The sequence below is a fragment of the Actinomadura fulvescens genome, assembly GCF_039533225.1.
GTDB classification, from domain to species: domain Bacteria; phylum Actinomycetota; class Actinomycetes; order Streptosporangiales; family Streptosporangiaceae; genus Spirillospora; species Spirillospora fulvescens.
In genome coordinates, this window is the sequence record NZ_BAAATD010000038.1 from 1 (window position 1) to 5,751 (window position 5,751).

Sequence of the window (5,751 nt, forward strand, 5' to 3'; positions counted from 1 at the left end):
CGTGCCCGCCGGTCAGGTCCTTGATCTGCTCGGCGAAGTGCAGGCTCCGTGAGTCGAGCACGTGGTCCGCACCCCACGCGCGCAGCAGGTCACGCCTGAGCGGGGTACCGGCCGTCGCGATCACGCGGGCGCCGCGGGCTCGCGCGAATCGCAGGGCGGCCAGCCCGACGCCGCCGGCGCCGCCGTGCACCAGGACCGTCTCGCCGGCCTTGAGCTGCGCGCAGGTGCCCAGCGAGTGCATCACGGTGGCGAACGTCATCGGGACGGTGGCGGCCTCGGTGAAGGTCATCTCGTCGGGCATGCCCGCGACGAATCTCGCGTCGGCCACCGCGTGGGTGGTGACGCCGGTCGGCGCGAACGTCATAACCCTGTCGCCGGGGCGGAATCCGGTGACGTCGGAGCCGGTGGCGGTGATGATCCCGGCGGCTTCCATGCCGAGTTCGTGACCGCCGATGACGTTCTCGATGGCCTGGCTGGGCAGCAGGTTGACGGCGAACATCAGGTCGCGGAAGTTCAGGCCGACCGCCCGTACGTCGATCGTCACCTGGTCCGGTCCCGGGACGGGCGGCGTGGTCTGCCGCCAGGCCGGGATGAAGGACAGACCCGGCTCGGGGATCCGCAACTCGAAGGCGGTCGCCGGGCCGATCGGCGTGCGGACGGTGTGCTCGCCGGCCTCGACCAGACGCGGGACGAACCGGCCTTGGCGCGTCAACAGCAGTTCGTCCTCGTCGCCCGCGTCCAGGAACTCGGCTGCCAGCCGGCGGGCGTCGTGAACGGCGTCACCGCTCGGGTGCAGGCATACCCGCCGTACCTTGATGTGCGGGTGCTCGTTGGCCAGCGTACGCGTGGTTCCCCAGGTGGCGGCGTCTTCCGGATGCATCGCCGTGGCGTCGGCGCCGGGTTCCGAGAGCGCTCCGCACGGGCGGGCCACCAGCCACAGGGAGAGCCGCGGGGGCTCGGGCAGCCGCTGGCAGGCCGCCGCGAAGGCACCGAGCGCCGCGGCGCGGCGGGTGATCTGTTCGACGACGGTGTCCGCGTCCGGATCGGCGCCGTCGCCCGTCTCGGGACCGCCGAGAACGATCGCGAGCGTGAACGCCTCGGTGCCGGCGGGGATGAGGTCGTACCAGCGATCGGCGTCGTCGTGGAGCCGGGTCTGCGTGACCTCGCCGCCGCCTTCTCGCATCAGGGTCTGCAGTGCGTCGGTGAGCTCGGCCGAGCCCTCCTCACCGGCGATGACCCAAACGCCGATCTGCTCGGCAACGTCCTCGTCGGCGGTGGCCTGCTCGGCGGCGGCCCGCTCGACGGCGTGCTGCTCGGCGGTAGCCTGCTCGGCGGCGGTGGCGGGCTGGGGCTGGTCGGTGGTGGTCGCCGGAGCTCCTGCGGCGGTCGCGAGCATCACTGAGAAGTCGCAGAACGCGGGCTCAAGGTCGGGCTGGACGATCTGGGTGAACCCGGCCTCGGCCAGGACGGGCGGCCACTGGTGGGCCTCCAGCAGCGGGGAGTGCGGACGAAGCTCGTCGTCGGCGCAGCTCCAGAACTCCTCCAGCATTCCGGCGACGCAGAGCTCCCGTTCCGCGCGGTGTGGTTCTCTGACCAGCAGAAGGCCACCCGGGGCCAGGAGCGCGAAGATGCGGCCGAGGGCGGCTCTGAGGTCTGTGGCCAGGTGCAACGCCCCCGCCGCAACCACCAGGTCGAAGTCGCCGAGGGCGTATCCCTGCTCGGCGGGGTCGCGGTCGAAGTCCAGGACGGCGTGGTCGGCGAAGTCGTAGGCGCTGAAGCGTTGCCGTAGCCGCATCACCGAGGTCTCGTTCCGGTCGGTGACGGTGTAGCGGGTGCGATCGGGAGGGAGGGCGGGGAGCAATGCGGCGGTGGTGCCGCCCGTTCCGGCGCCGACCTCCAGGACGCGCAACGGCCGGTCGTCCGGCCAGCGCCGGACGATCTGCTCGACGAGCGCTCGGGCGATCCGGTTGGCGAACAGGGCGGCCGGCCCGACGTCGTGGACCTGTTCCAGCAGCTCCATGCCCCCGCCGCCGGTCAGCACGTCCGCTTCGGAGCACTCACCGCGCAGCAGTCCGGGCAGGCAACGGCCGGCCCGCACCGCCAGTGCGGTCTGCGCGATGAAAGCTCCTCCGCTTTCGAGCAGCTCGGCATGCAGCCGCTGCAGCCGCGCGGCGCCTGAGGCTCCCGCGACGTGGGACGCCAGGCGCGCGTGGTGCTCGTCCGGTCGCTCCAGCAGGCCGTGCCGTTCCAGAAGCGGCAGGGCCAGGCGCAGCATCCTCCGGTGGTGCGGCTTTTCGGCCACGCGCACCAGGTCTTCCAGGGCGCGCGCTTCGGTGTGGTCGGCGGTGAGTTCGGCGAGGGCTGTCGCGAGCGCGTGCGCGAACGTCGTTTCCAGCCGTTCCGCGTACGACGGGTAGTCCAGCTCGCGCCATGCCGACCGGAGCCTGTCGATGTCGGCGGCCGCGTCGGCCAGCACCTGCCGGGTCTCCACGCCGCCACGATCGTCAGACCGGCCGCGATCGTCAGGCCAGGCACGATCGTCGGGCCAGGCACGATCGTCAGACCGGGCGCGGTCGTCCGGCTGGCCGCGATGGTCCGACCGGGCGCGATCGTCAGGTCGGGCGTGATCGTCCGGCTGGCCGGGGTCGTCCGGCTGGGCGCGGTCGTTCGGCATTCGCTTGGGGGCGGGTTTGTCGGTCCGGGGCGCGGCGCGCAGTTCCATCGCGTACCGGGTCAGGCGCGCGATGGTGCTGATGGACGTTCGGCGCAGGCGGCAGCCCGTCACTTGCGCGGCGACGCGGCCGTCGGCGTCGGCGATGGTGATGTCCCAGCAGACCTCGCCGGTGACGATGCGGGGACGCCGCCGTACGTGCACCACGCCCTCCGGAGCAAGCGTTCCCCACAACCGGGCCGCGTCGATCGTCGCGGGCAGGTAGCCGTTTCCCGAGCGCAGCTCCTCGACCAGCCAGTACACCCCGGCCTGCAGCGCGCTGTCCAGAATCACCGGATGCGCCTGGTAGCCACCGTCGGCTTGGGCGGGACAGGAGTAGGCGCCTAGGACCTCATCGCCGTCGTCGCTCCAGAGACCGGTCAGGACCTGGAACGCCGGACCCCAGCCGATACCGCCTTCGGCCGCTCGCGAGTAGAAGTCGGCCACGTCGACGGGTGTGCGGATACGGTCGCGTAGCGCGGCGATGTCCAGCGGCGGCGGAGTCTGGCGCAGCAGAGGCCGTACCCGCGCTCGCGCGTTCTCCATGGGTTCGGCGTTGCGGCTGTCGGCGCTGGCGATGGTGACCACGCCGGTTTCCGGCGACAGCGTCGTCTGGACGTACGGTGGTTCCGCATCGGCGGCCATCGACAGCGCGCGGCCGATGTCGATCCGGTCGGCCTCCACCGCTTCGGCGGCCTCGGGAAAGGCCAGGCGCCCGGCCGCGATGGCCATCTCCACAAAGCCCGCGGCGGGCATGATCGGGGTCCCGGTGACCTGGTGGTCTTTTGCCCAGGGCAGTCGTGCCGGGGTGACCTCCGCGTGCCAGGTGGGCTGCAGTGTCGGAAGCCGCTCGCCCAGCAGCGGATGCTGGATCGTGGCGTCGCCGATCCTGGGCGCCCAGGATTCCGGCCGGCCGATCCAGTGCCGTTCGCGCTGCCAGGGGTAGGCGGGCAGGGTCTGTACGGCGCCCGGCCGCGGGAAGAACCGATCCCATTCCAGTTGTGTCCCGGCTGCGATCAGGTGCGCCACCGCGTCGCGGACGTTCGCCGGGCCACGTCCTCCGTTCAGCAGCGTGGGAACGACGGCGGTGCGGGTCTTGGTGGTGTTGCTGATGCGGCGCAGATAGGACCGCAGTACCGGGTGCGGGCCGACCTCCACCAGTACGTCGGCGCCCTGGGCGATCGCCTGCCCGACGGCCGCGGCGAACCGCACCGGCTCGCGTACGTTGCACCACCAGTAGTCGGCGTTCAGGTCCGTTCCGTGCACGGGGCCGCCGGTCACGGTGGACAGCAGCGGAATCTGTGTCGGCGCCGGTGCCAGGTCGGCCAGCCGCTCGCTCAGCCGGTCCTGGATCGGGTCCATGGCGGCGCTGTGGAAGGGGTAGTCGACCTCCAGTTCGCGGTAGTACACCTCACGCCGGGCCATCTCCTGGGCGAGCAGCTTCAGCGATTTCGCCGGGCCCGCGATCGTGACGTCTCGGTCGGTGTTGACCGCCGCTATCTCCAGGCCCGGGTAGGCCTCCAGGATCGGCCGGGCCTGGTCTTGGGGCAGCCCGACGGCGGCCATTCGTCCCTGGCCCTGGGTCACCGCCTGGGCTCGCCCGCGTTCGGCGATCACCCGCGCCGCCTGCGCCAGGGTCAACGCGCCCGCGGCGTAGGCGGCGGCGACCTCGCCGACGCTGTGCCCCACCACGGCGCAGGCGCGAACGCCCGCGGCCCGCAGCACCTCCAGCAGGCCGACCTGGACGGCGAACAACAGCGGCTGCGCCACCTCGGTCGCCGACAGCCGCCACCGCCGCGGCGGCAGCGCCAGCTCAGCCGCCACCGACCAACCCAGCAGCGCAGCCAGCTCCGCGTCCACGGCCTCCACCGCCGAACCGAACACCGCGTCCCCAGCCAACAGGTCGGCACCCATCCCCGGCCACTGCGAACCGTTCCCGGAGAACACCAGAGCGACCCGGCCGTGCTCCACCGCCTCGGCCGTCGCCGCCGCGGTGAGGCCGTCCTCGTCCTTCAGTACGGGCAGAACGAGTCTGGACGTCCGGTCCTTGCCCTCGCGCCGCAGCCCGTCCTCCGACGGCTCCTCGGTCAGCCGCCGCAGTGCCCGACCCGCCGACGCTGCCGAGGGAGCCAGGACCACCGTGCGATGACGACGCAGGCCCCGCCGCCGGCCGGCGGTGTAGGCGACGTCGTAGAAGGCCTCTTCGGGTAGCGATTCCAGGTGATCGGCAGTGAGCTCGACCGCCCGTTGCAGGGCCGCCGGGCTGTGCGCGGAGACCACCACCGGAAGGCCCGACACCGCACCGGTTACCGCCGTCTGCCGGTCGGTCATCTCCTGGTCGGGCGTCTCCGGGGCGGGCGTCGCATGGTGGGCCGTCTCGGAGGGTGGGGCGGCTAGTGCGATGTGGACGTTGGCGCCGCCGAAGCCGAATGAGTTGATTCCCACGACCGGCCGTTCGCTGACCGGTTCCACTGGCCGGGCGCGCGTGGTGACGGTCAGGCCCAGGGTGTCGAAGTCGATGTCGGGGTTGAGGTCGTCGGCGTGCAGGGTGGCGGGGATGATCCGGTGCCGTAGCACCAGCAGCGCCTTGAGCAATCCGGCCATGCCCGAGGCGGGTTCCAGGTGTCCCAGGTTGGACTTCACCGAGCCGATCGGCAACGGGCCACGGGTACGGGCAGTACCCAGCGCCCGGCCCAGCGCCCGGCACTCGGCCGGGTCACCGGCCATCGTGCCGGTTCCGTGCGCCTCGACGTACACCACCTCATCGGCACTCACCTGCGTCTGGGTGTACACGCGCCGCAGCAAAGCCTCCTGGGCGTCGGCGTTGGGCAGCGCCAGCCCCATCGTGCGGCCGTCGTTGTTGGTGGCCGCGCCCACGATCACCCCGTGCACCCGATCACCGTCGGCCAGAGCGTCGGTGAGGCGCTTGAGCACCACCACCCCGCCGCCCTCGGCGCGCACGAACCCATCGGCATCCGCCGAAAACGCCCGGCACCGGCCCGTCGGCGACAACATCGACGCCTGACTGAACCCCACATACG

1 protein-coding gene and 1 pseudogene are annotated in these 5,751 nt (G+C 72.2%); both read right to left on the bottom strand.

What is annotated here, in order from left to right; translation table 11 throughout:
* Nucleotides 1-5,671: acyltransferase domain-containing protein (locus ABD333_RS47215; RefSeq protein ID WP_344549476.1), on the bottom strand; the 5,671-nt coding region annotated here is incomplete at its 3' end.
* 9 nt (nt 5,672-5,680) lie between these two features.
* Nucleotides 5,681-5,725: pseudogene (locus ABD333_RS47810) on the bottom strand (hypothetical protein); the annotation flags it as partial.
* Nucleotides 5,726-5,751 lie beyond the last annotated feature (26 nt).